General features: G+C 68.4%; 21 protein-coding genes. 7 read left to right on the forward strand and 14 right to left on the reverse strand.

The window, feature by feature from the left end; all coding sequences use genetic code 11:
* Nucleotides 1–108 precede the first annotated feature (108 nt).
* From atzF to G3M57_RS22900, 8 genes are all read right to left on the reverse strand, one after another.
* Complete coding sequence (gene atzF, locus G3M57_RS22865) at nt 109–1,893, reverse strand: allophanate hydrolase (RefSeq protein WP_163233185.1); 1,785 nt, start codon at nt 1,891–1,893, stop codon at nt 109–111.
* On the reverse strand, nt 1,890–5,582 hold the full coding sequence (uca, locus tag G3M57_RS22870) for an urea carboxylase (protein ID WP_163233186.1): 3,693 nt from the start codon (nt 5,580–5,582) through the stop codon (nt 1,890–1,892). The genes atzF and uca overlap by 4 nt, the downstream gene beginning before the upstream one ends.
* Nucleotides 5,583–5,591: 9 nt before the next feature.
* Entirely contained in the window at nt 5,592–6,218 is a 627-nt protein-coding gene (locus tag G3M57_RS22875) for an urea amidolyase associated protein UAAP2 (protein ID WP_163233187.1), read from the reverse strand.
* 11 nt (nt 6,219–6,229) lie between these two features.
* Nucleotides 6,230–7,054: an urea amidolyase associated protein UAAP1 gene (locus G3M57_RS22880; RefSeq protein WP_163233188.1), complete on the reverse strand. Its 825-nt coding sequence runs from the start codon at nt 7,052–7,054 to the stop codon at nt 6,230–6,232.
* On the reverse strand, nt 7,051–7,527 hold the full coding sequence (locus G3M57_RS22885) for a CopG family ribbon-helix-helix protein (RefSeq protein WP_163233189.1): 477 nt from the start codon (nt 7,525–7,527) through the stop codon (nt 7,051–7,053). The genes G3M57_RS22880 and G3M57_RS22885 overlap by 4 nt, the downstream gene beginning before the upstream one ends.
* Nucleotides 7,528–7,738: 211 nt before the next feature.
* Nucleotides 7,739–10,804 carry a TonB-dependent receptor gene (locus G3M57_RS22890; protein ID WP_373287713.1) on the reverse strand — a complete coding sequence of 1,022 codons (3,066 nt, stop codon included), beginning with the start codon at nt 10,802–10,804 and terminating at the stop codon, nt 7,739–7,741.
* A gap of 314 nt (nt 10,805–11,118) precedes the next feature.
* Nucleotides 11,119–11,448 (reverse strand): NIPSNAP family protein, encoded by a 330-nt coding sequence (locus G3M57_RS22895; protein ID WP_163233190.1) that lies wholly within the window; start codon nt 11,446–11,448, stop codon nt 11,119–11,121.
* Between the two features lie 68 nt (nt 11,449–11,516).
* Complete coding sequence (locus G3M57_RS22900) at nt 11,517–11,936, reverse strand: rhodanese-like domain-containing protein (protein WP_163233191.1); 420 nt, start codon at nt 11,934–11,936, stop codon at nt 11,517–11,519.
* A gap of 86 nt (nt 11,937–12,022) precedes the next feature.
* On the opposite strand from G3M57_RS22900, the gene ftrA reads away from it, so the two are divergent.
* The 5 genes from ftrA to G3M57_RS22925 all read left to right on the forward strand — a co-directional run bounded on the left by ftrA (nt 12,023) and on the right by G3M57_RS22925 (nt 17,061).
* Nucleotides 12,023–13,033, forward strand: coding sequence for a transcriptional regulator FtrA (gene ftrA, locus G3M57_RS22905; RefSeq protein ID WP_163233192.1), 1,011 nt, complete (start codon nt 12,023–12,025; stop codon nt 13,031–13,033).
* A 31-nt stretch (nt 13,034–13,064) separates the two neighbouring features.
* Nucleotides 13,065–13,685, forward strand: a complete 621-nt coding sequence (locus tag G3M57_RS22910) for a hypothetical protein (protein ID WP_163233193.1) — start codon at nt 13,065–13,067, stop codon at nt 13,683–13,685.
* A 418-nt stretch (nt 13,686–14,103) separates the two neighbouring features.
* On the forward strand, nt 14,104–15,270 hold the full coding sequence (locus tag G3M57_RS22915; protein ID WP_163233194.1) for a Gfo/Idh/MocA family protein: 1,167 nt from the start codon (nt 14,104–14,106) through the stop codon (nt 15,268–15,270).
* A gap of 109 nt (nt 15,271–15,379) precedes the next feature.
* Nucleotides 15,380–16,303 carry an ABC transporter ATP-binding protein gene (locus tag G3M57_RS22920; RefSeq protein WP_056756887.1) on the forward strand — a complete coding sequence of 308 codons (924 nt, stop codon included), beginning with the start codon at nt 15,380–15,382 and terminating at the stop codon, nt 16,301–16,303.
* On the forward strand, nt 16,300–17,061 hold the full coding sequence (locus G3M57_RS22925) for an ABC transporter permease (RefSeq protein WP_056756884.1): 762 nt from the start codon (nt 16,300–16,302) through the stop codon (nt 17,059–17,061). The genes G3M57_RS22920 and G3M57_RS22925 overlap by 4 nt, the downstream gene beginning before the upstream one ends.
* Nucleotides 17,062–17,177: 116 nt before the next feature.
* Here the strand turns inward: G3M57_RS22925 and G3M57_RS22930 are convergent, their stop codons facing one another.
* Genes G3M57_RS22930 through G3M57_RS22940 form a run of 3 tightly spaced genes read right to left on the reverse strand, consistent with a single transcriptional unit; the run spans nt 17,178 to nt 19,074 of the window.
* Nucleotides 17,178–17,630 (reverse strand): NfeD family protein, encoded by a 453-nt coding sequence (locus G3M57_RS22930; protein ID WP_163233195.1) that lies wholly within the window; start codon nt 17,628–17,630, stop codon nt 17,178–17,180.
* A 4-nt stretch (nt 17,631–17,634) separates the two neighbouring features.
* Entirely contained in the window at nt 17,635–18,591 is a 957-nt protein-coding gene (locus G3M57_RS22935; RefSeq protein ID WP_057185673.1) for an SPFH domain-containing protein, read from the reverse strand.
* Nucleotides 18,592–18,636: 45 nt separating this feature from the next.
* Nucleotides 18,637–19,074: a TIGR02301 family protein gene (locus G3M57_RS22940; protein WP_163233196.1), complete on the reverse strand. Its 438-nt coding sequence runs from the start codon at nt 19,072–19,074 to the stop codon at nt 18,637–18,639.
* A gap of 156 nt (nt 19,075–19,230) precedes the next feature.
* Here G3M57_RS22940 and G3M57_RS22945 point away from each other — a divergent pair, with 156 nt between their 5' ends.
* Both G3M57_RS22945 and G3M57_RS22950 read left to right on the forward strand, forming a co-directional pair.
* Nucleotides 19,231–19,440, forward strand: coding sequence for a hypothetical protein (locus tag G3M57_RS22945; protein WP_056756875.1), 210 nt, complete (start codon nt 19,231–19,233; stop codon nt 19,438–19,440).
* Between the two features lie 92 nt (nt 19,441–19,532).
* Nucleotides 19,533–20,285, forward strand: coding sequence for a Crp/Fnr family transcriptional regulator (locus G3M57_RS22950; protein ID WP_163233197.1), 753 nt, complete (start codon nt 19,533–19,535; stop codon nt 20,283–20,285).
* A gap of 20 nt (nt 20,286–20,305) precedes the next feature.
* Here G3M57_RS22950 and G3M57_RS22955 read toward each other — a convergent pair whose 3' ends face one another.
* From G3M57_RS22955 to G3M57_RS22965, 3 genes are all read right to left on the reverse strand, one after another.
* The gene (locus tag G3M57_RS22955; protein WP_163233198.1) at nt 20,306–20,443 is read right to left on the reverse strand and encodes a hypothetical protein; all 138 of its coding nucleotides are present in this window, start codon (nt 20,441–20,443) and stop codon (nt 20,306–20,308) included.
* A gap of 176 nt (nt 20,444–20,619) precedes the next feature.
* Nucleotides 20,620–21,075, reverse strand: coding sequence for an NUDIX hydrolase (locus G3M57_RS22960; RefSeq protein WP_163233199.1), 456 nt, complete (start codon nt 21,073–21,075; stop codon nt 20,620–20,622).
* Between the two features lie 88 nt (nt 21,076–21,163).
* A complete protein-coding gene (locus G3M57_RS22965) occupies nt 21,164–22,225 on the reverse strand; it encodes a patatin-like phospholipase family protein (protein ID WP_163233200.1) in 1,062 nt (353 codons plus the stop codon).
* Between the last annotated feature and the right edge of the window lie 60 nt (nt 22,226–22,285).

Genomic DNA, 22,285 nt, shown 5'->3' on the forward strand with positions numbered 1-22,285 from the left:
GGAACGTCGAGACGATTGTCTGCTGTGCAAGGGCGCCGAGTTCAGCGCGTGCGCAAGCCTAGCAGGTTTTCCGCGATCCCGGGGAAAAATGCTTGGAAGTCCCGCTCCTTAGCCCGCCAGCGACGCGATATAGGCCCGCCAGCCGCCCAGTTCGGTGATGTCCGTCGCGCCGTTCAGGGCGCGGGGTTCGGCGACGAAGCCCTTGACGGAGGTCCCGTCCTCCAGGGTCACCGTGCCGATGGCGAGCGGGGCGGGCACCTCGGCCGTGAAGGCGCCGAAAGCCTCCACACCCAGTTCGTAGACTTCGACGGCGATCGACGCGCCGCCTTCGCCGACATGGACCAGCGCCGGTTTGGGCGGGGCCGAATTGGCGATGGCGTAGAGCTTGTACGCCGGCGCGGTCGTTGTGGCCGACACCAGGCGGGCCTCGCGCGAGGTCAGTTGCCAGTGCAGCGGCATGCCGGCCAGGTGCGCGCCGACCACGGCCAGCTTCACGCCGGGCTTGTGGGGCGTCAGGTCCAGCGGGGGCGTGTCGGCCATGGGGAAGGTCTCCAGGTAGCGGGCGGCCAGGTCCAGCAGCGCGCGGTCGGCGAAGGCGGGGCCGACCAGCGTCACGCCAAAGCCCGTTCCGTCGGCGCGGAAGCCGGCCGGAACGGCCAGGGCGGAAAGGTCCAGCAGGTTCACGAAGTTGGTGTAGAGGCCGAGATTGGCGTTCAGCGCCAGCGGCTCGGCTTTCAGCGCCTTCACCGTGCAGATGGTCGGCGTCGTGGGCAGGAACAGGACGTCGGCGACGTCCCAGATCGCCTCGGCGGCCCGGCGATGGCCTTCCAGCGCATAAAGGCCTCGAAACGCCTCGACGCCCGTGACGGCCAGACCGCCCTGAACGATGGCCCGCACGGTCGGTTCGATGGCGCTGGGCGAGGCGCGCAGCAGGGACTCGACGGCGGCGGTCCGCTCGGCCACCCAGGGACCGCTGTAGAGCAGCTTGGCCGCGTCGAGCAGCGGGCCGATGTCGACCTCGACGGGAACCCCGCCGGCCGCCTTCAGCCCTGCGACGGCGGCGGTATAGAGCGCCTCGGACTCGTCGTCGCCGAAGAAGATCCGCTGTTCCGGCAACGGAATCGCGAACCGCAGGCCTTCCATGGCCAGGGTCGAAGGGATTTCGGGCGCGCGGCGGGAATAGTCGTCCTCGGGATCGAAGGCGGCCAACACCGTGTCCACCCGCGCCGCGCCGGCGAGGTCGGCGGCGAAGACGCTGATGCAGTCCAGCGAGCGACAGGCCGGCACCAGGCCCCGCGTGCTCCAGCGGCCCTTGCTGGGCTTGAGGCCGACCAGGTGGTTGAACGCCGCCGGCACCCGGCCCGAGCCGGCCGTGTCGGTGCCGAGCGCGAAGGCGACCAGGCCGGCCGCCACGGCGACGGCCGAGCCGGAGCTCGAGCCGCCGCTGACGAACGCCTGGTTGAACACGCAGCGCGGCGCGCCGTACGGACTGCGAGCGCCCACCAGGCCGGTGGCGAACTGGTCGAGATTGGTCTTGCCGATCAGCACCGCTCCGGCCGCGACCAGCCGTTCGACCACGGTCGCCGAGCGCGCCGGCGTGTAGGCGAAGGCCGGGCAGGCGGCGGTGGTCGGGTAGGCGCCGACGTCGATATTGTCCTTCACCGCGAACGGAACGCCGGCCAGGGGCAGGGTCTCGCCGGCGGCGACGCGGGCGTCGACCGCCCGGGCCTGGGCCAGAACCGCTTCGGCCGGCAGGCGCAGGATCCAGACCTGCGGCTGGACTAGGTCGTATTCCCCGATCGCGTCCAGGGCCGCCTGGGCGACCTCGATCGCGCTGGCGCCGGCGTTCACGGCGGCGGCGATGGCTTCGACGCCCAGGCGCTCGAAACTCACGCGGCGGCCTCCAGGTCGGGGGTCACGGCGATGACGGGCGCGCCCGCGGCGATGGCCTGCGAAGGCTGGGCGTAGACCGCGCTGACGACACCGGCCACCGGGGTGGAGACGTCGCACTCGGCTTTCATGGCCTCGATGATCGCGATGACCGCACCCGCCTCGACCCGCTGCCCCGGCTCGACCAGCACCTTCCAGACATTGCCGCCCAGCGGCGCCTCGACCAGATCCGCGCCCGGCGGGACCTGGACGGCTTCCGTCTCCGTCTCGGCGTCGGCCACGCTGGACAGCGCCTCGACCCGCGCGAACTCGCCCCTGGCCTCCCAGTCGGCGCGCTCGGCGTCGAACGCGGCCTGGCGGTTGGCCTGGAAGGCGGCGATGCCCTCGGCGTTCTCGGCCAGCATCCTGCGGTAGTCCGAGAGGCGGAATGTCTCCTCCTCGATGCGGATCCGGCGGCGGCCCAGCGGGAAGTCGCGCCGCCATTCGGTCAGCTCCTCGGCGCTGACCGGGAAGAAGCGGATCTGGTCGAAGAAGCGCAGCAGCCAGGGCTTGCCGTCGGTGAAGGCCTCGGTCTGCCGCCAGGTGTTCCAGACCTGAATCGTCCGGCCGAACAGTTGGTAGCCGCCCGGCCCCTCCATGCCGTAGATGCACATGTAGGCCCCGCCGATGCCGACGACGTTCGGCGGCGTCCAGGTGCGGGCCGGGTTGTACTTGGTGGTCACCAGGCGGTGGCGCGGGTCGACGGGGGTGGCCACCGGCGCGCCCAGATAGACGTCGCCCAGGCCCATCACCAGGTAGCGGGCGTCGAACACGATCCGGCGGACGTCCTCGATGCTGTCGAGGCCGTTGGCGCGACGGATGAATTCGATGTTGTCCGGGCACCAGGGCGCGTCGTCGCGGACGGCCTGCATGTACTTGTCGATCGTCTGGTAGATCGCGGGATCCTTCCAGCTCAGCGGCAGGTGGACGACGCGAGAGGGGATCTCGAAGTCGTCCAGCCCGCCCAGCCGGTCCTCGGCGGCGATCAGGATCTCCAGCAGCCGCGCCTGGGTCAGGCGGCGGCTGTCGTAGTGGACCTGCAGAGAACGGATCCCGGGCGTCAGGTCGATGACGCCGGGCAGCGCCAGGCTTTGCAGGTCGAGCAGCAGGGCGTGGATCCGCAGACGCAGCTCCAGGTCCAGCACGATCGGGCCATACTCGACCAGCAGGTGCTGGTCGCCCTGGCGGCGATAGGTGACGTGCGGGCGGTGACCGTCGGCGGGGAGTTCGGCCAGGATGGGGCTGTCCCCCTCCGTCGGCTTCGCCGCCACCTCCCCCAGGGGGGGAGGATCTATGGCGCCCAGATGCTCCCCCTCTGGGGGAGCTGTCGCGGAGCGACTGAGGGGGCTCACCGCGCCGAGCAAAGCTTCCTGTTTGGAAAGAGCGGAAGCCGCCGCCGCGTCGTCCACGACCGCGAAGCGGACGGTGTCGCCCGGCGCCAACTGGCCGGCCTTCCAGAGGTCGGCCTGGATGATCACGAACGGACAGACAAAGCCGCCCAGCGACGGACCGTCCGGACCCAGGATGATCGGCATGTCGCCGGTGAAGTCGACCGCCCCGATGGCGTAGGCGTTGTCGTGGATGTTCGAGGGATGCAGCCCGGCCTCGCCGCCGTCGCGCCGCGCCCATTCGGGCTTGGGCCCCACCAGGCGCACGCCAGTGCGGTTGGAGTTGTAGTGAACCTTCCAGTCCGTGCCGCCGATCATGGCGACGTCGGCCGGCGTGAAGAAGTCGGGGGCGCCGTGGGGGCCGGGCAGGACGCGGATCGTCCAGGCCTTGTCCAGGACGGGACGCAGGGTAGACGGCAGGGGCGAGGTCGGGGACAGGCACATGTGCCTGTCCCCATCAGTCAACCGCAGCGCGTCGCCAGCCGTCAGGTTCCGACCGGCATGGCCGCCGAAACCGCCCAGGGTGAAGGTCGAGCGGCTGCCCAGATAGGCCGGTACGTCCAGCCCGCCCTGGAACAGCAGATAGCCGCGCAAGCCCGCCTCCAGCGCCCGGCCGATCTTCAGCACCTGGCCGGGCTGGACGGTGAGCGGCGCGTAGAGCTCGACCGGCGCCCCGTCCAGACGAGCATCGAACCGCGCGCCGGTCAGGCAGACGACGGCGGCGCGGTTGAACTTCAGGGTCGGGCCGAGGGCGGTGATCTCCAGGCCGGCGGCGTCCGCGCCATTGCCCAGCAGGCGATTGCCCAGCCGGAACGACAGGGCGTCCATCGGTCCCGAGGGCGGCACGCCGACGTCCCAGTAGCCCTGGCGGCCCGGCCAGTCCTGAACGGTGGTGGCGGGCCCGCCGCTCAGCACCTGGACGGTGTCGGGCGTCCAGGCCACGGTCTCCAGGGCGCGGGTCGAGACCTCGCCGCTGACGAACGGCGCGCTGCGGACCACGGCGCGCAGCCAGTCCAGATTCGTCTCAATGCCCGAAAGGCGAGTGTCGTCCAGCGCCTGCTGCAGCGCCGCCACCGCCGCCACGCGGTCCGGAGCGGTGACGATCAGCTTGGCCAGCATCGGGTCGTAGAAGGCGCTGACCTCGGTCCCGTCGACCACCCAGCCGTCGGCCCGGACGCCGCCCGGGAACACGACCTCGGTCAGGACGCCCGAGCTGGGTCGATAGTCCTGCGCCGGATCCTCGGCATAGAGCCGCACCTGGATCGACGCGCCTCGGGGTTCGGGCGGCGGGGCGTCGAGAAAGGCGAAGTCGCCGGCCGCGCCGCGCACCATCCACTCGACCAGGTCCACGCCTGTGACCTGCTCGGTCACCCCGTGCTCGACCTGCAGGCGGGTATTGACCTCCAGGAAGAAGAAGTCGTCGCGATCGGCGTCGTACAGGAACTCGACCGTGCCGGCGGACTTGTAGTTCGCCGCCGAGGCCAGGCGCACGGCGGCGTCCAGCAGGGCCGCGCGGGTGGCGGCCGGCAGGCCGGGGGCGGGGGTCTCCTCGACGACCTTCTGGTTGCGCCGCTGCAGCGAGCAGTCGCGCTCGCCCAGGGCCACGACCTTTCCGGCGCCGTCGCCGAACACCTGCACCTCGACATGGCGCGCCTTGCGGACATAGCGCTCCAGGAAGACGCCGCCGTCGCTGAAATTGCCGGTGGCCAGGCGCTGGACGGCGGCGAAGGCCTCCTCGACCGCCTCCGCGCTCTCGCAGACGCGCATGCCGATGCCCCCTCCCCCGGCCGTGGCCTTGAGGATCACGGGGAAGCCGATCCGCTCCGCCGCCTCGCGCGCGGCCTGGGGATCGACCAGCAGGTCGGTGCCCGGCGCCAGCGGCACGCCGTGGGCCTGGGCAAGGTCCCGCGCCGTGTGCTTCAGGCCGAAGGCGCGGATGTTGTCGGGCGTGGGACCGACGAAGGCGATCCCGGCGTCCTCGCACGCCTGGGCGAACGCGGCGTTCTCGCTGAGGAAGCCGTAGCCCGGGTGGATGGCCTGGGCGCCCGTGGCCTTGGCCGCCGCCAGCACCAGGTCGGCGCGCAGATAGCTCTCGGCGGCCGGGGCCGGGCCCAGGCGCACGGCCTCGTCGGCCAGGGAGACGTGCAGCGAGCCGGCGTCGGCGTCGCTGAATACGGCCACCGACTTCACGCCCATGGCCTTCAGGGTGCGGATGATGCGGCAGGCTATGGCGCCGCGATTGGCGATCAGGACCTTGTCGAACATGGCGCGGTCCTACTGGGCGATGATCATGCGCACCGGCGTCGGATTGAAGCCGTTGCAGGGATTGTTGATCTGCGGGCAGTTGGAGACCACCACCACCACGTCCATCTCGGCGCGCAGGTCGACATAGAGGCCGGGCGCGGAGATCCCGTCGACAATGCCCAGGGCCCCGTCGACCTCGACGGGGACGTTCATGAACCAGTTGACGTTGCTGACCATGTCGCGCTTGCCGCGGCCCTGGCCGGCGTTGGCGACCAGGAAGTTCTCGACGCAAGCGTGCTGGGCCTTGGTGTGGTGGCCGTAGCGCAGGGTGTTGCTCTCGCACGAGCAGGCCCCGCCGATGGTGTCGTGATAGGCCACGGCCGTCGCCGTCACCGTCATCATCGGCGCCCCCTCGTTGGACAGCAGCACCGAACCCTCGCGCAGGAAGATGTTGTTCTGGGCGGCGATGGTGTCCTGGGCGCTGTAGCGCTCGGCGTCGTCGGCGGCGCTGTAGGCCAGGAAGTCGACGGCCTGGTTGCCCTCCAGGTCGACGATGCGCAGCGTCTGGCCCGCCTTGACCGTATGCAGCCAGGGGGCGCGGGCGGGAACCACCTCGTCATGGACGATGTCGTTCAAGGCGGGGGGATCGAACGCCATTGCCAGGGTCCTCAGCGCGAAAAGTAATCTTCGACGTTCAGGAAGGCGCGGAGGCCTTCGGGCGTCGCGTTGCGGATCGGGTCGTCCTGCGGCGTGACCGCCCCACGCCAGGCGGTGGCGCGCAGCGGGGTGACGGCGTAGTCCGGGCGGGGGTCCAGCACGTGCGGGCAGTTGGCCAGGACCACGATCAGGTCCATCTCGGCGCGCAGGGTCACGAACCGGCCGGGCGCGTAGGGGCCGACGTCGATCACCGTCTCGCCGCCCTGGCCAATGCGGACCGCCTTGAACAGGTTGAGGCAGGGGTGGATGTCCTTGCGACCCAGGCCGAACTTGGCGACGCCCAGCGAGAAGCGGTCGCGGGCGTTGGGATGGGCGCCATGATTGAAGCCGTCGCCATACTTGCGGGCGTTGCTGGCCTGGTTTGAGGCGCCGCAGAAGGCGTCGTGCGTGCCGGCCTCGTCCTCGACGAGGCTGGCCAGCACCCGGCCCATGTCGGACAGCAGCAGGCGGCCCGGGCCGAGATAGCCGTTCCACTGCACCTTCAGGGTGTCGGCGATGTTCAGGCGCTCGATCGGGCGCTCGGCGTTGAAAATCAGCAGCGAGACGGACGCGTCGCCGGCCAGGTCGGTCAGACGCAGGCGCGAGCCTCGGGCGATCTGGCGGCTGGCGTAGCCTCCGGGCGCGATGATCTCGTCCCAGACGACATCGCCGGCCAGGACGCCCGGCGGCAGGTCGACGGCGGCGCGGGCCGGGACGGTGGGCATGGCCTCGACGCGGGTTCCCGCCTGGGCGCGGGCGTGAGCCTGGGCGGCGTAGGGCGTCGCGGTGTCGCTCACGGGGCCTCTCCGTCGGGCTCGTCGCCGTGGAAGTGCAGCGGCGGCAGCAGGGCGGTGGTGGTGACAAGCTTGATCTGTTGGACGCCGCGCACCTTGCGGAGGTCGTCACACAGGTTCTGCAGGCGCTCGGACGGGCCTTGGACCAGCAGGACCTCCATGGCCTGGTCGTCTTCCAGGAAGACGTTCTGAGCCGAGATCACTTCCTTCACGTAGCCCAACTGGGCCTGGGCCAGGGCGTGACGCACCCGGCCGCTCTCGGCGCGATAGATCAGGGTGATGGTGCCGGCCAGCACCGCGTCGGGGCGTTCGCCGCTGTGCTCGGCCAGTTCATGGCGGATCAGTTCGGCGATCATCTGCGAGCGGCTGGGCAGGCCGCGCTCGGCCACCATGGCGTCGAGCTGGGCCATCAGGTCGGCCGGCAGGCTGATGCTCAGCCGCGCCAGGGTGGAAGAGGGCGTGTCCATGTCGGGCATCCATCGGCGATATTACGAAGGATGCAATATGTAATACTGAACGCGCCATGAGGCGGCCCCCGGGCGCCCGGGTTTTGAGCGACGAGCGCATGATCCTTACGCAGTGAACTCCAGTCCCGCTCCACCTCACGGTGCGATTGGTCGTCGGCCGAAAAAAGAGGCCGGTCCACGAATGGACCGGCCCTCAGGCGCTTCACGAGGAGAGTGAAGATCAGAAGGTCGCGCGCGCCGTCAGGGTGTAGGTGCGACCGTCATAGTCGACCCAGCGCGAGACCCGATGGTCGTTCTCGTATTCGAACCGCTTGGCGTTGGTCAGGTTGTAGGCGTCCAGCGACAGGGTGAAATTGTCGGTCACATTGTAGGAGGCCGACAGGTCCAGCTGGCCGCGCGGCTTCACCGAGCGGGCGCCGCCGGTGTAGGTGCCGTTGGCGTTCAGCGGGTAGTCCGAGCGGTAGTTGTAGACCATGCGCACGCCGTACTTCGGCGTCTCGTAGTAGCCGATCACGTTGACATTGTGCTTGGAGATGCCCGGGAAAGGCGCGATCGCCGGGCTCTTGGACATGGTGTAGGCGTAGTTGAAGCTGCCGCCGAGGTTCGCCAGGAAGCCCGGCAGGAAGTCGAGGTTCTGCTGGATGTTGAACTCGACGCCCTCGACGGTGGTCTTCTTGTCGAGGTTGTAGGCGCCGCTAGCGTTGACGTGCACCTGCTTGCTGGCGCTGGAGAGGCTGGTGGCGTTGCAGTAGGTGCCGTCCCACGACAGGGCGCCGAAGCCCCAGGTCGAGCCGTCGGCCGGGCACAGCAGGGCCGGATCCGAGGTCGAGGCGATGCGGCCGGTGATGTTCTTGCGGAAATAGGCCAGCGAGATCAGGCCGTTGGGGCGGTTGTACCACTCCAGCGACAGGTCGAAGGACTCGGCCAGATAGGGCCGAAGCTTGTTGTTGCCGATCGCCACCGAGACGTCATAGACGTTGACCGAGCCCGAGCTGAGGCTGTTGTTGAGGATCTGGGCCGGGTTGACCTTGGTCGAGGGCGAGTACTGGCGCGGGTGCGGACGCACATAGGTCTTGTAATAGGCGCCGCGCAGGATCAGGTCGTCGGTGACGTCGGCCACGAAGATCGCCGACGGCAGGAAGTAGTGGTACTTGTTCTTGTATTCATCGGTCTTGAAGTCGTTCGGCGAACCGATCGAGTCCGTGGGCGGGGTGACGCGGTCCAGCGTCGTGATGGTGTTGTCGGTGTCTTCGTAGCGTCCGCCGAAGTTGCCGCGCACGCCGTGGCCGAAGATCTGGGTGTCGTACTTGGCCTGGACGTAGAACTGATTGATATCGTTCTCGTTGGTGAAGTTCTTGTCGTAATAGCTGCTGTCGGCGTACTGAATGTTGAAGCCCTGGGTCGACAGGCCGCCGCTCTGATAGGGCGTGACCGGACGGACGGCGTCCAGGAAGTCGTGGACGTTCAGGACCTGCCAGTTGTGGCTGTAGCCGTCGACCGAGCCGCCCATGAAGTCCTTCACGAACGGGGCGGTGATCATCATGCTTGAGGTGATCTTGCTCAGTTGGGCGCCGTAGGCATAGACCCGGTAGCCGGTCGACACGTACTTTTCGCGCTCGAGACGCACGCCGGCCTGCACGCTCTTGATCGGGCCGAGCGAGACGAAGCGCTCGACGTCCAGCGCCACGCTGTTGAGCTCGTTCTTGGCGAAGCTCTCGGTGCCTTGGATCTGGATCTGGTTGGTCGAATTGGCGGATGTGCCGTTGTTGTAGAACGAGGTGGGATCGTTGGCGCCGCCCCAGGTCCAGGTCTGGCCGCTCGCGATCGCGTTCTGCGGCGTGGGCGACGTCGTGTATTGGAAGCCGCCAATGTCGTCCAAACCGGTGGTGATCGAGCCGGAGACGCCGTTGCCGCCGGGGCGGGTATAGTTGTTGACGTCGACCTCGGTCTCGACCGAGGCGTTGGAGCCCGACGACAGGGTCAGCGCCCCGGCGAAGCGCCAGTCTTCGTTGCTCCAGTCGACATTGCCGATCACCCCGTCCGACTTCTGGCGCTGCGAATAGAGGCGCGTTGAGGACAGGGCGTTGATATTGTTGAACGTATAGCTCTCGTACAGGTAGCGGCCGTCATTGGTCTGGATCGGCGTGCCGGTCGGGGTGATCACCGTGCCCGCGCCGGGGGTCGAGGACGGCGCCACGTAGTTGATCATGAAATACTGGGTGGTGTCGGGCAGGTTGCGATCGGTCTTGAAACCGATCAGGCCGATCTTGGTGTTGTCGTTCGGCTTCCATTCGAACCCGGCCGAACCCGACCAGACCTTACCGACGTTCATGCGGGTGTATTGGCGGATGGCCGAGTTGGCCCAGACGCCGTTCGTGCCCTTCGAGCCGGTGTTGCTGGTGACATAGGGCGACGCATTCGCCTGCGACAGGCCCAGGGCCTGGCCGAGCGAGCGGCAGTACGAGGTGGCGCTCAGGGCGCAGGCGGTCGGTGAGAAGTACTGGCCATAGGCGGCGTTGAACTGGGTGGGCGCCAGGCCCGTCATCGCCGAGGTCAGATAGTCGTAATTGTTCAGCCGGATCGTGTCGCGGCGGAAGTTTTCCTTTTTGTAGGCGATGGTCCCGAACACCGCGAGGTCGTCCGTCAGGTGCTTGTTGTAACCCAGGGTCGCGGCCGGGGCGTTCAGGTCGCCCAGGGTGTTGTGCTCGTAGGACAGCTTGGCGAAACCGCCATCCTTGCGCGACAGGGCCGGCGCGATCTGCAGGTCGACATTGCCCGAAAGGCCGCCGGACACGGTGTTGGCCATCGGCGACTTCTGGATCACGAAGGCCGAGAAGATGTCGGAGTTGAACGCGCCCAGCGGCGAGCCCTGGTTGTCGCGCAACAGGGCGGGGCCGGCGAACGACTGGCCGTTCAGGGTGTTGCGGGCGTATTCGCCCGGCATGCCGCGCAGGTTGATAGTGGCGTCGCGGCCCTCGGCCTCGCGGTTGATCTGGACGCCCGGAATGCGCTGCAGGGCCTCGCCGACGTTCAGGTCCGGGAAGCGGCCCAGGCCGTCCGACGAGATGCCGTCGGTGATTTCGATGGCGTTCTTCTTGGCGCGAACGGCGTTGGCGTAGCTCTGCTTGAAGCCGGTCACGACGACCGCGTCGAGCGTATCGCCTTGGGACGCAGCCTGGGGCGCGGCAGATTCCTGCGCTGCCGCAAGGGCGGGCAATCCTCCAATGACGGTGGCCGACAGCAGCGCGACCCTCAAGGCGCCCATGGATCCGGTTCTCAAGCTCAAGATATCCCTCCTTGCGTATTCGAGCCGCCTTGGCGGCGGCTCTTATTGGCCTGACCTCTTGCGTCATCCCACCCGGCCGGCCACGTTTAATTTCTCAGATAAATATGTTTTTGGGAATAAAATGTTTTGAATTTATGGGAGATTTTTTTCAACTAATTGATTTTGCTAGACTTATTTAGTTTCAATTTCGAAACAAGGCGTTCGTTTTCAACGAGAAATAGAATTTTGGTTTCAAATAGTGGAATTGGTCAGGCCAAAATCGGAACGCTCTCCGACTGGACGGCGGCTCATGAGATCGACGGTTGGAGCGGCCTCTAGGCGCCCGGCCGCTCACAGTCCGCGTCCAGGACGGGACGCATGAAGCTGCGCTGGTAGCTGACGATGCAGCGGGTCCGGTCGGCCAGGGCCAGGGCCTCCTGGCATCGGCGATCCCCAGGGATGCTGGCGCGATAGGCCTCATAGGCGGCCAGACTGGGAAAACTGAACAGCGCCACGGCGATGTTGTTGGCGCCCTCGCCGGGCAGGAAATAGCCGTGATGGATCCCGCCCATCCGGTTGACCAGCGGGATCCACAGTTTCGCATAGGCCTCGAACTCGGCCAGCCTGTAGGGGTCGATGACGTAGCGCAGGTAGCAGGTGATCATGTGAACGCTCCCTTCGGCCGACTTGGCATGGACCCCGCGCGCGACGCGGTTCCCCGCAGCGAGGACGGTCAGGCCGCCAGGGTTCCCGGCCATGTTCCGGTCGCGAACGGCAGGCCTTCGTCTCTCCAGCCGGTGATCCCGCCAATCATCAGCTTCACGGGGCGGCCCAGCGTCGCCAGCTTCAGCGCGGCCCGGTCGGCGCCGTTGCAGTGCGGTCCGGCGCAATAGACCACGAACAGGGTGTCGGCCGGCCATTCAGACATCCGCTCGGCCGTGATCTCGGCGTGGCGCAGGTGGATCGCGCCGGGCACATGGCGGCGGGCATAGGCCTGCGGCGAGCCGACCACATGCAACAGGACGAAGTCCATCTCGCCAGCCTTCATCGCGGCAGCGACGTCGGCGCAGTCGGTCTCCAGGGCCAGGCGGCGGGCGAAGTGGGTGGCGGCTTCCGGCGACGGCGCGGCGGGGATGGCGGAAACAAAGCTCATGGCGGCCTCCTCTGTTGGGCGCCGAAGACTTGCCCCAGGCGGCGGCGGGGCGTTAGTTGGCAGGATTGACATAGGCCGTAAAGATCATGCCAAACCCCGCCGATCGCCCCGGACTTGCCAACCGAAACGTCGTCGCCCTGGCCTATGACGGCCTGTGCACCTTCGAGTTCGGGGTGGCGGTCGAGCTGTTCGGCCTGCCCCGTCCCGAGATGGGCCCGGACTGGTACGTGTTCGCCACCGCCGCGATCGAGCCGGGACCCTTGCGCGGCCTGGGCGGCGTTCAGGTGATCGCCGACGGCGGGCTTGAGCTGGTCGAGCGGGCCGGTACGATCATCGCCCCGGGCTGGCGGGGCGCCGATACGCCTGTGCCCCGGCCGCTGATCAAGGCCCTGCGGGCAGCCCACGCCAACGGCGCGCGGGTGATGTCGATCTGCTCGGGCGTCTTCGTGCTGGCGGCGGCGGGTCTGCTGGCCGGGGGGCGGGCCACCACTCACTGGCGTCACGTCGACACGCTGCGCGCCCGCTATCCCGACATCGATGTGCTGCCCGACGTGCTCTATGTCGACGAGGGTCAGGTCCTGACCTCGGCCGGCAGCGCCGCGGGGCTGGACCTGGGCCTGCACCTGATCCGCCGCGACTTCGGCCCGGAGGCGGCCAACATCGTGGCCCGGCGACTGGTGATCCCGTCGCACCGCGACGGCGGCCAGGCCCAGTTCATCCAGCGGCCGGTGCCGACCGCCCACGAGGCCTCGCGCCTGTCGCCGATCCTGGACCGCATGCGCGCCGACCTCTCCCGCGAGCACACGGTCAAGACCCTGGCCGACGCGGCCGGCATGAGCCCGCGCACCTTCCTGCGGCGGTTCGAGGCCGCCACCGGCACGACCCCGGCCCGCTGGCTGCTGGCCGAGCGCCTGGCCCAGGCCCGCGAACTGCTGGAGACCACGCCGGCCGGCGTCGAACAGATCGCCCACACCGTCGGCTTCGGCGCGGCGGCCCTGCGCCACCACTTCCGCAAGTCCCTGGCCACCACGCCCCAGGCCTACCGGGCGCGGTTCGGGGATAGGACGTGTCTTGGAGCCCTGCGAAATCCAGCCTAGGGTTGCGCCTTCCACCTCAGCCAGGACGTCCATGACCAAGTATGTTCCCGCCGTCGTCACCGGCCTCGTCGTCAGTGTGGCCCTCAGCTTCGTCCTGGGCTTCGCGGCCTCGGCGAGCGGCCAGCCGCCCAGCTCTCCGATCTGGCTGCCAGGCCTGATCTTCGGCGCGATCACCACCTTCGCGATGGCCAACCTGGTCGGGACCAAGGGCTCCAAGGCCGCCACCCCGGCCCAGAAGGAAGCCGCCCTGGCCTTTCGCGCCGAGCCGGGCCAGGCCCTGCTGATCGTGTTCCGCGAGGGCTTCGTCGGCAAGGCGGTCGGCCTGAACCTGGTGCTGGACGGCGTCGCCGCGGCCCAGCTGAAGAGCCCGCGCTTCACGGCGCTGTCGATCGCGCCCGGGGCGCACGTCCTGGCGGCCGGCTTCGGCGGCCTGGCCGCGTCGCAGAACCGACCCGTCGAGGAGCGTTTCACGGCCGCTCCCGGCGACCTGATGGCGTTCCGCGCGGTGATGTCGATGGGCATGGCCAAGAACACCATCCGCCTGGAGCGGGTCGACGACCGCGCAACCCTGGCGGCCAAGCTCAAGGCCATGACGATGATCGCCCCGCACGCCCAGGCCGAACCTTCAGCGGCAACAAGTTTGACGGCCTGAAACGAACTCGCCGCGAAATGACCTTGGTCGCGCCGTTGCGAAGCCCGGTTCGCATCCCAATCTCTTCTTCGACGCGGACAACCCGGCTTCTCCCCCCCGGCCGGCCCCAGCGTCCTTAGAAGCGCAGCGCCCGTGCCCTCCCCTCGGCACGGGCGCTGTTTGCGTTTCGGCCCGGCGTCGGCGCTCAATCGAACATTGTGCTGGTAACGCTAACATTCGGCGCTATCCTAAACTCCGAAACCTCCGGCCGCCGAGACCGGAGGATCGCGGGAGCAAACGTCATGCGGGTATCGGCCTGCGCCCTGACGATCCTGATCGCGCACGGCGTCGCCTCGCGACCGTCTCCTGAGACGCGCCCCTATGCGGGCCATCCTCGGACAGGTTTTCCAGCCCTTGTCTCAAAGCCGAAGGAGTTCTCATGCCGAACCCCATTTCCAGACGTAGCCTGCTGGGCGCGGCCGGCGCAGCCGCGGCCCTGGCGCCCGCCGGCGCCAGGGCCGCGGGGCCGGAGACCGACAAGGTCGGCTTCGCCATCGTCGGCCTGGGCAAGCTGAGCCTGGGTCAGTTGATCCCCGGCCTGAAGGTCGCCAAGGGCGCCAAGCTGGCCGCCGTGGTCAGCGGCCATCCGGACAAGGCCCGCCGCGTCGCCGCCGAGAACGGCCTGCCGGCCGACGCGGTCTACGGCTATGACGACTACGACCGCATGGCCCAGGACCCGCGCATCCAGGTCGTCTACATCGTCCTGCCCAATGCGCTGCACGCCGAGCACACGATCAAGGCGCTGAAGGCCGGCAAGCACGTGCTGTGCGAGAAGCCGATGGCCACCACCATCGCCGACGCCGAGGCGATGATCGCCGCCGCCAAGGCCACGAACCGCCACCTGATGATCGCCTATCGCTGCCACTACGAGCCGCTGAACCTGGACGTCATGCGCCGGCTGCGCGCCAAGTCTCTGGGCCGCGTGCGGCAGATCAACACCACCATGGGCCGGCAGGCCGACCCCTCGGACCCGTCCGACGCCTGGCGGCTGGACGCCGCCCTGTCGGGCGCCGGCGCCCTGGGCGACATGGGCGTCTACGGGATCAGCGCCGCCCGCTACCTGCTGAACGAGGAGCCGGTCGCGGTGCAGGCCTGGGCCTGGACCGACCCGGCCGATCCCCGCTTCAAGGAGACGCAGGACCTGATCAACTGGCAGTTCCGCTTCCCGTCGGGCGTGATCGCCAACGGCTCCACCTCGTTCGCCTACGCCCCGACCATGGCCTTCGAGGCGATCTGCGAGCAGGGCCGGCTGGTGGCCGATCCGGCCGCCTTCTATGGCGGCAACCGCTTGACCGTGGTCAAGGGCGGCCAGGCCCAGCCGCCGGTCCCCGCCCCGCCCGTCGACCAGTTCGCCCGCGAGATGGACTGGATGGCCGACGTGGTGCGCGGCAAGGCGCCGATGGTCTCACCGGGCGAGGAAGGCCTGCAGGACATGCGGCTGATGCAGGCGATCCTGGACTCGGCGGCCAAGGATGGGGCGACGGTCAGGACCGACTGGGGGTACAGGCGGGCGGTGGACCCAGCCGCGGTGGTGGACATAGCCTGACAAACTTCCGCTCATAAGCCTGATCAGCCCTAGCCAAGTCGCCGACCGGGCCCCATCTGGCTCTGGCGGCCCGGTTCCAGGGCGGGACGGCCGCGCACCCAGGGGCTCCATGGCGATCATTTCCGTTTCCGGTCTGACCAAGACCTATGCTTCCGGCCACCAGGCCCTGAAGACCGTCGATCTCGACATCCGCAAGGGCGAGATCTTCGCCCTGCTGGGCCCCAACGGGGCCGGCAAGACCACGCTGATCAGCATCATCTGCGGCATCGTCAATCCCAGCACCGGCTCGGTGACCGCCGACGGCCACGATGTGGTCAAGGACTACCGCGCCGCCCGGACCAAGATCGGGCTGGTGCCGCAGGAGTTGCACACCGACGCCTTCGAGACCGTCTGGGCCACCACCAATTTCAGCCGCGGCCTGTTCGGCAAGGCGCCCAACCCGGCCTATGTCGAGAAGATCCTCCGCGACCTGTCCCTGTGGGACAAGAAGGACAGCAAGATCATGGCGCTGTCCGGCGGCATGAAGCGGCGGGTGATGATCGCCAAGGCCCTGAGCCACGAGCCGACCATCCTGTTCCTGGACGAGCCCACCGCCGGCGTCGACGTCGAGCTGCGCCGCGACATGTGGGAGATGGTCCGCAAGCTGCGCGAAAGCGGCGTCACCATCATCCTGACCACCCATTATATCGAGGAGGCCGAGGAGATGGCCGACCGGATCGGGGTGATCAGCAAGGGCGAGATCATCCTGGTCGAGGACAAGGACGTGCTCATGCGCAAGCTGGGCAAGAAGCAGCTGACCCTGCAGCTGCAGAGCCCGCTGGAGGCCATCCCCGCCAGGCTTTCGGAGTATCCGCTGGAGCTGGCGGCCGACGGCCACGAGCTGGTCTACACCTTCGACGCCCAGGCCGAGGAGACCGGCATCGCCGGCCTGCTGCGCCGGCTCTCCGAAGAGGGCGTCGACTTCAAGGACCTGCACACCAGCCAGAGCTCGCTGGAAGACATCTTCGTCAGCCTGGTGAGGGCGCCGCAATGAACATCCACGCCATCAAGTCCATCTACCGCTTCGAGATGGCCCGCTGGTTCCGCACCCTGGCCCAGAGCGTGATCTCGCCGGTGCTGTCGACCTCGCTGTACTTCGTGGTGTTCGGCTCGGCGATCGGCTCGCGGATGCAGGCCATCGACGGCGTTAGCTACGCCGCCTTCATCATCCCCGGCCTGGTCATGCTGTCGCTGCTGGGCGAGAGCATTTCCAACGCCTCGTTCGGCATCTACATGCCCAAGTGGGCCGGGACGATCTACGAACTGCTGTCGGCTCCGGTCTCATGGATCGAGACGGTGATCGGCTATGTCGGGGCGGCGGCGACCAAGTCGGTGTGCCTGGGCCTGCTGATCCTGGCCACGGCCCGGATCTTCGTGCCGTACGAGATTTCCCACCCGTTCTGGATGCTGGGCTTCCTGGTGCTGACGGCGATCACCTTCAGCCTGTTCGGCTTCGTGATCGGGGTCTGGGCCACCGACTTCCAGAAGCTGCAGATCGTGCCGATGCTGGTGGTCACGCCCCTGACCTTCCTGGGCGGCAGCTTCTATTCGATCAGCATGCTGCCGCCGATCTGGCAGAAGATCACCCTGTTCAACCCGGTGGTCTACCTGGTCAGCGGCTTCCGCTGGAGCTTCTACGGCGTGTCGGACCTGAACCCGATCGTCAGCTTCGGCGCCACGCTGTGCTTCCTGGCCGCCTGCCTGACGGCGGTGTGGTGGGTGTTCAAGACCGGGTACCGGCTGAAGGTGTAGGCGGGCCGGGGACACGCCCTTGCGGCGTGTCCCCTACCTCGTCCCCGACGCCAAGGCGTGGATCTTTCTCACGCGTGAAGGTGGGGACACGCCGCAAGGGCGTGTCCCCGGCCTCGTCACTTCACCGTCAGCACCGCGCCGTCGACGGCCACGACCAGCACCTTCTGCCCCGCCGCCGGCGGTTCGCCGTCCGGCGCGACCGCGGCCCATTCCTTGCCGTCGACGAACACCCGGCCCTTGCCGTTGACGAAGGCGTCCAGCACCTCCCCGTCGCGGCCGACCAGGCGCAGCGACGGGTCGTTGAGGTCGGGGGTCTTGGCGTCCAGCACCGGCTTGAGGAACCGCCGGGCCAGGTAGGTGGTCGCGATGGTCAGCACCGCGAACAGCACGAGCCCGACCGGCAGGCCCAGGGGCGCGACCAGGGTCAGCAGCCCCACCAGGAAGGCGCTGGCGGCCGGCCACAGCAGCCAGCCGGTGCCCGTCGCCACCTCGACCGCCAGGAAGATCGCCGCGACCGCCAGCCAGACCCAGAAGGGATGGGTGGCGTAGAACAGCATCAGGCCGTGCATGGCGTCACGCTCCGCGCGGCGGCTTGGTCGGCGGCACGGCGGCGCGCGGCGCCTCGTTGCCGCCCAGGGTCTTCACCAGCTCGGCGACGCCGGCCACCGTGCCGGTCAGGCCGGCGAAGTCGGCGGGCACGATCACCGTCTTGGCGTTGGGCGAACGGGCCAGGTCGCCGAAGGCTTCGACGTATTTCTGGGCGATGAAGTAGTTGATGGCGTTGACGTCACCCTTGGAGATGGCCTCCGACACGAAGGCCGTCGCCTTGGCTTCCGCTTCAGCTTCCCGCTCGCGGGCCTCGGCGTCACGGAAGGCGGCTTCGCGCCGGCCCTCCGCCTGCAGGATGGCCGACTGCTTCTGGCCCTCGGCGCGGGCGATCTGCGACTGCTTCTCGCCCTCGGCCTCGGTGATCACGGCGCGACGCTCGCGTTCGGCCTTCATCTGCCGGGCCATGGCGTTGGTGATGTCGGCCGGCGGAGTCAGGTCCTTGATCTCGATCCGCGCCACCTTCACCCCCCAGGGGCCGGTGGCGTGGTCGATGGTCGACAGCAGCCGGGTGTTGATCTGGTCGCGCTGGCTGAGCACCTCGTCCAGCTCCATCGAGCCGACCACGGTGCGCAGGTTGGTCTGGGCCAGCTGGGTGATGGCGTACATCAGGTTGTCGACCCGGTAGGCGGCCAGCGAGGCGTCCATCACCTGGATGAAGACGATGGCGTCGACCTTCACCGAGACGTTGTCCTTGGTGATGACCTCCTGCTGGGGGACGTCCAGCACCTGCTCCATCATGTTGACCCGCCGGCCGATGCTCTCGACGAAGGGGGTCAGGATGCTGATGCCGGGCTTGAGCGTGCGGGTGTAGCGGCCGAACCGCTCGACGGTGAACTCGCGCCCCTGCGGCACGATCTTGATGACGTTGACGACAAGGAACAGCGCCAGCGCCACGAGCACCAGCGGAACAAGGAAAGACAGCACTGGATAGCCTCCCACAACCGATGGAAGACCCTAGCGCGTGGCTCAGTTGTCCGCCACGGAATCCGGCGCCGCTTGGTCCGAAGGCGTCCGGGTCCGCATCGAGCGGGCCAGCCGGGCCGCCAGGGTCCGCCCCTTGACGGCCGCCTGCTGCTCGGCCCGCAGGCTGGCTTCGCCGCATTCGGTGAACTGGCCCTGGCCGGCGGCGAAGCCGGTGTTGAACCGGTCGCGCAGCTGGGCGTCGAAGGCCTGGTCGGCCTTCTCCACCTCGACCAGCCGCATCATCCGCGCCCGCCAGTACTGGTCGCCTGCCCCTTCGCAGACCTGCCGCAGGGCGTGGCTCTCGCCCAGGGTGAAGGCCAGGTCGAGCAGGGTCTGGCGTTCCGCCGGGCTTCGGTCCTGGGCCAGGGCGGCGCCGCTCGCGACAAGCCCTCCGGCCAAGACGTAAAGCGCGAGCAAGGCGTTGAGCGACAGGCGTTTCATCACCGCATTATCGCCACGGGAAAGGGTGCTGTCACGGCCTCGGCGTCTGGGGTTAACCGTGTGGATGCACAAAAGACTCCGACAGGCCTTGCGAAGGCCATCGATCGGAGCGACCCTGTGGATAACGTGGGGAACAACACGCGCAGGGAGGTCGTCATGGCTGAAGTGCACTATGGAGTGGTCCGCGTTGGGGAGACCTGGGCCATCATCGGCGACCAGCTTCGAGTTGGCGCCTACACCACCCGTCGACAGGCCGAGACCGCGGCCCGCCGCCTGGCCGAACAGGTGACCGGCGTGGGCCTTCCGGTCCGCATGCATCTGCAGGACGACACCGGCCAGTTGCACAAGCCGACCCTGCTGAGCTGAACTTCAAGCGGGCGCGAGGGCGATCAGGAAACTGATCACCTCGTCGTGCGCTTTGCTCCTGAGAAAGCTCGGCTGTTTTTCAGGAGGCGAACGTGGCCGATACCGCTGAACTGTCTGTCATGGGCGCGACCCTGCCGCCGGGCTGCGCCGGCAATCGCCTGCTGGCGGCCCTGCGCCCCGACGATCTGGCGATGCTGGCGCCGCACCTGTCGCCCCGGGCCCTGACCACCGGCCAGACCCTGTTCGACGCCGGCGACGACGTCGTCGAGACCGTCCTGCCCTGCTACTCGACCATGATCTCGCTGCTGGTGATCACCCGTGACGGCGACGAGATCGAGGTCGCCTCGATCGGTCGCGAAGGGGCGATCGGCGGCATCGTCAGCGCCGGCTTCAAGCCCGCCTACGGCCGCGCCGTGGTCCGCATCCCCGGCGCCGCGCTCGGCATTCCCACCCATCGGCTGGAGGAGGCCAAGCTGCGCTCGCCGGCCCTGGCCGACCTGTTCGCCCGCTATGCCGACGTGCTGCTGGCCCAGATGATGCAGTCCTCGGCCTGCAACGCCCTGCACAGCATCGACCAGCGCCTGTGCCGCTGGCTGCTGTCGACCCACGACCGGGCCAACGACGCCACGATCCGCCTGACCCAGGAGACCCTGGCCGACATGCTGGGCGTGCAGCGCACCACGGTCACCGCTGTGGCCAAGGCCCTGCAGGACGAGGGTCTGATCCGGACCGGTCGCGGCCGTATCGAGATCCTCGATCGGCCTCGCCTGGAGCGCCGGGCCTGCGAATGCCACGACCAGGTCGAGGCGCACTTTCAACGGATGCTGCCGGAGGTGCAGACCTGATTTCGAGGTCTCCGGTAACCTCAATCCCGCCGCAGGGCGTCCGGCTGGACCTCGGCCTCCGACGTCCAGAAACAGGCGGCCATCGTGGTCAGGATCATCGCGATCAGGGCCAGCATGCCTCTGGGCGGGGCCAGGCCCGCGATGTCTTGCGGAGTCATCCGTCGTTTCCTCTGGCGACGCCCCGGTCTGATGCGCAGGCTGTCGGCAGAAAAAGCTTGTCACCGGTCGAAGGGTTCCGCAAGCGGCTAATTTATATGGACATTTTTTAGACGACACGGTCCAGCTTTAGCCTCAACCCTGACGGTCGGCACACGCTGTCCCTTCAGAGGGACGGCTATCCGCCGAACCGCTCGAACGTCTCGGCGATCACCTGGCGGGTCACGTCCCACTCCACCATGGCCAGCGCCTCCTCCAGCGGCACGAACCGGGCCTCGGCCGCGTCGTCGCCGGCCACCGGTTCGCCCGAGATCCACCGCGCCGCGTAGTCGATCATCACGTAGTGGCGGGTGGTCTCGCCCGTGGCCGGCGAGGTGAACAGGCCGTCGACCACGTCGATCAGGCCCAGCAACTGCGCCTGGACGCCGGTCTCCTCGGCCAGTTCGCGCAAGGCGGCCACGGCCGTGGTCTCGCCGCGCTCCAGTCGGCCGCCGGGCAGGCTCCACTGGCCCAGGCGCGGCGGCGTGCCGCGCTTGATCAGCAGCACATGGTCGCCACGCAGGCACACGACGCCGACGGTGGGGACAGGGAACTCGGAAGCTGCAGGAGCGACGGCGGCGGAAGCGCGAGACATGGGCGTCAGATACGCTCCGTTCGGACCGCGTCAAGCCGTTGGGGATACGGCGACCGGGGACAGGCGCATGCGCCTGTCCCCGACCTCATCACGGAAACCCCGCCCTCAGGTCCAGGCTGGAACTGACCCCGACCTGGGTCAGGCAATGGCCCAGCCAGTCGTCGGCGGCCTTGTATCCGCGCTCCCGAAGGTCGGTCAGGAAGCCCCATTCGGTGTCGAACTTGCTGCCCAGCGACAGGTCGGCCAGGGCGTTGTCGGCGGTGATGGCGTGCATCAGCATCCGCCGGTAGCGGCCGCGGGCGTTGTCCTTCAGCAGGCCTTCGTCCAGCAGCTTCTGTACGAAGCCGATGGCCCGCAGCTCGCTGGCCAGGGCGGCGTTGAAGGTGATCTCGTTCAGCCGGTCCATGATCTCGCCCGGCGTCTTGGGCGTCTCGTCGCGGACGAACGGGTTGAGGCTGACCAGCAGGATGTCGTCGGGCGTATCGTCGTAGAACAGCGGCCACAGCGGCGGATTGGCCAGGAACCCGCCGTCCCAGTAGGGCTCGCCGTCGATCTCCACCGCCTGGAACACCTGGGGCAGGCAGGCGCTGGCCAGGATGTGGCGGGCGGTCAGCTCGGTCTCGCGGAACACCTTGGACCGGCTGGTGCGCACCTGGGTGGCGGCGATGTACAGCTTGATCGGCGATCGCTCGCGCAGGGCCTTGAAATCGATCTCGCCTTCCAGGGCGTCATGCAGCGGGTTCAGGTTGAACGGATTGAACTCGTAGGGGCTCATCGACAGGGCGAAGGTCTCGGCCAGCCGCCAGCCGGGGCTGTTCTTGAGCCAGTCGGCCCCGCCGGCGAAGGCGTTGGTCCAGATGCTGGTGTCGCCGAACACGTTGCGGCCGCCGTTGCGGTTGACCTGCTTCCAGAACCGTTCGAGCCGAGCCTTGGCCCCGTCGCGGCCGCCGTCGATCAGCCCCTGGGCCAGGCAGACGGCGTTCATCGCCCCGGCCGAGGCGGCGGTCACCGCCTGGATCTCCAGGTGCTCCTCCTCGAGCAGGCGGTCCAGCACGCCCCACTCGAACGCCCCGTGCGAGCCGCCGCCCTGCAGGGCCAGGGCGATGGGCCGGGGACCGGAAGGCTTCTTCTTGAACGGCGGGATGGGCATGGGGCGTTCTCGATCCATGGCCGGGGACATGCCCTTGCGGCGTGTCCCCATCAGAAATCA

The sequence above is a fragment of the Caulobacter rhizosphaerae genome (genome assembly GCF_010977555.1).
Lineage (GTDB): Bacteria > Pseudomonadota > Alphaproteobacteria > Caulobacterales > Caulobacteraceae > Caulobacter > Caulobacter rhizosphaerae.

Excerpts from the sequence above, each read along its gene's own strand:
- uca (WP_163233186.1), bottom strand. The coding sequence starts at position 5,582 with ATGTTCGACAAGGTCCTGATCGCCAATCGCGGCGCCATAGCCTGCCGC.
- G3M57_RS22875 (WP_163233187.1), bottom strand. The coding sequence starts at position 6,218 with ATGGCGTTCGATCCCCCCGCCTTGAACGACATCGTCCATGACGAGGTG.
- G3M57_RS22885 (WP_163233189.1), bottom strand. The coding sequence starts at position 7,527 with ATGCCCGACATGGACACGCCCTCTTCCACCCTGGCGCGGCTGAGCATC.
- G3M57_RS22895 (WP_163233190.1), bottom strand. The coding sequence starts at position 11,448 with ATGATCACCTGCTACCTGCGCTACGTCATCGACCCCTACAGGCTGGCC.
- G3M57_RS22900 (WP_163233191.1), bottom strand. The coding sequence starts at position 11,936 with ATGAGCTTTGTTTCCGCCATCCCCGCCGCGCCGTCGCCGGAAGCCGCC.
- ftrA (WP_163233192.1), top strand. The coding sequence starts at position 12,023 with ATGCCAAACCCCGCCGATCGCCCCGGACTTGCCAACCGAAACGTCGTC.
- G3M57_RS22910 (WP_163233193.1), top strand. The coding sequence starts at position 13,065 with ATGACCAAGTATGTTCCCGCCGTCGTCACCGGCCTCGTCGTCAGTGTG.
- G3M57_RS22915 (WP_163233194.1), top strand. The coding sequence starts at position 14,104 with ATGCCGAACCCCATTTCCAGACGTAGCCTGCTGGGCGCGGCCGGCGCA.
- G3M57_RS22920 (WP_056756887.1), top strand. The coding sequence starts at position 15,380 with ATGGCGATCATTTCCGTTTCCGGTCTGACCAAGACCTATGCTTCCGGC.
- G3M57_RS22925 (WP_056756884.1), top strand. The coding sequence starts at position 16,300 with ATGAACATCCACGCCATCAAGTCCATCTACCGCTTCGAGATGGCCCGC.
- G3M57_RS22930 (WP_163233195.1), bottom strand. The coding sequence starts at position 17,630 with ATGCACGGCCTGATGCTGTTCTACGCCACCCATCCCTTCTGGGTCTGG.
- G3M57_RS22940 (WP_163233196.1), bottom strand. The coding sequence starts at position 19,074 with ATGAAACGCCTGTCGCTCAACGCCTTGCTCGCGCTTTACGTCTTGGCC.
- G3M57_RS22945 (WP_056756875.1), top strand. The coding sequence starts at position 19,231 with ATGGCTGAAGTGCACTATGGAGTGGTCCGCGTTGGGGAGACCTGGGCC.
- G3M57_RS22955 (WP_163233198.1), bottom strand. The coding sequence starts at position 20,443 with ATGACTCCGCAAGACATCGCGGGCCTGGCCCCGCCCAGAGGCATGCTG.
- G3M57_RS22960 (WP_163233199.1), bottom strand. The coding sequence starts at position 21,075 with ATGTCTCGCGCTTCCGCCGCCGTCGCTCCTGCAGCTTCCGAGTTCCCT.
- G3M57_RS22965 (WP_163233200.1), bottom strand. The coding sequence starts at position 22,225 with ATGCCCATCCCGCCGTTCAAGAAGAAGCCTTCCGGTCCCCGGCCCATC.